The organism is Ideonella sp. P3_A4 (genome assembly GCF_056403075.1).
In genome coordinates, this window is the sequence record NZ_JBFUGE010000981.1 from 1 (window position 1) to 1,592 (window position 1,592).

The 1,592-nt window shown below is 67.3% G+C and carries 2 protein-coding genes; both read right to left on the minus strand.

Features of this window, described 5'->3' with window-relative positions:
* Positions 1 to 349, minus strand: a 349-nt coding sequence (locus AC1DYI_RS35075) for a cupin domain-containing protein (protein WP_477208712.1), incomplete at its 3' end; no start/stop codon positions are given.
* A gap of 196 nt (positions 350 to 545) precedes the next feature.
* Positions 546 to 1,592: HupE/UreJ family protein (locus tag AC1DYI_RS35080; protein WP_477208713.1), on the minus strand; the 1,047-nt coding region annotated here is incomplete at its 5' end.

The window sequence follows — 1,592 nt, forward strand, 5'->3', positions numbered from 1 at the left end:
GCATGGTGCTCACGCTGATGTAGCGCAGCTCAGCCTCTGAGGTGTTGATGATCTGATGTGCCGTGGACTTTCCGCCTGCTGGCGCCGCGATGAAGTCTCCCGCTCGGATTTCGTACTCTTCAGGCCCGAACCGCAGCTTGCCGCTGCCGGACAAGACGAAGAACATCTCTTCGTTCGCGTGGTGATTGTGGAAGGGCCAAGCACGCTTGCCGGGCGGAACCACGGTCACGCCATAGCCGAGCTTGGATCCACCGATGAGGCTCGACACCTGGGCGCCGGAAGCCTGAAACGAGTCGCCGTGTTGATGCGAACCGAACTCGAGTTCGTCGACATTGATGATGGGTTTCATGCGTAGGTGAAGGTTGGGACTGGCCTGACGTTGAAGTTGAGCCACAGGCCGAGGCTTCTGAAGCCCTGTCGACTCTAACGCCAGGTTAGACACCACCCTTCGAGGCCTCAAGCGCAAAGTGCCAGCTGCTGACAGCATAGTGGCAGCAACTGGCGTGCGATGCCTCGCGCCGGATGTGAGCTCGCGCTGCGGCCCTTCAGCTGATCAAGGCCAGGTCGAACGCCCGCTCGGCAAACCACAGTGCCGCGACTGCCGCAATCGCCACCGAGCCGCCGCCTAGCACCACGCGGCGGTAGAAGCGCGTGTCGCGCACCCACCAAGCCAGCGGCAAGGCGATGGCCACGATGCCCAGCTGGCCCAACTCGACGCCCACGTTGAAGCCGACCAGCGTGCGCGCCAGTGCGGCCGGGTCCAGCCCCAGTTCCTTCAGCGCGCCGGCAAAGCCGAAGCCGTGCACGAGGCCAAAGACGAACGCGAGTTGCCAGCGCACACCGGGCAGGAAGCGGCGCAGGTTGTCGATCGCGGCCAGGACCACGCTGGCAGCGATCAGCGATTCGACGATGCGCGACGGCGGGTCCGCGTAACCGAGCACCGCGATCGCCAGCGTGATCGAGTGCGCCACCGTGAAGGCGGTGACGACCTTGGCGACTTGCAACAGCGCATCCGTCCAGGTGATCGGCGCGGCGTCGTCGTTCGAGCCGCCTGCGGCCGACAGGGGGCGAGGAGGAACAACCAAGACTTCGAGAGCGCGAGCGGATCCGGCGGACGGCTTCGAGCCCGCCCTGCGCCCGCCCATGACCACCGCCGGCAGCATCAACGCCAGCAGGAACAGCACATGGTCGGTGCCGATCAGGATGTGGTGCACACCTTCGGCGACGAAGCCGGTGAACGTGCKGGCGTGGGCACTGCCGGCGCTCACGCCATCGGCCGCGGCAACATGCTCGGCCGAAGCGCCTTGGCCGGCCGAGGCGCCCGAGCCCGCTGACCCGGCCAGTGCCACCGGCCCGGCAGCAGGCGCCAGCACCGCCGTGCTGGCCGCCGCTTGCGCATCGGCGCGCCATTGCAGCAGCCCGCGGTGTGATGCATCGCTGTCGGCAAACAGGCGGTAATCGACCCGCACGCCAGCAGCGCCCGCGTCGGCCGCGCATTGCCAGCGGCGCTCCAACACCGCGTAGGTGCCGTCGGCGTGGTTGTCGATGCGCGGCGTGGCTAACGCGCCGGGGTCACAAGCGCTGTTGCCAGC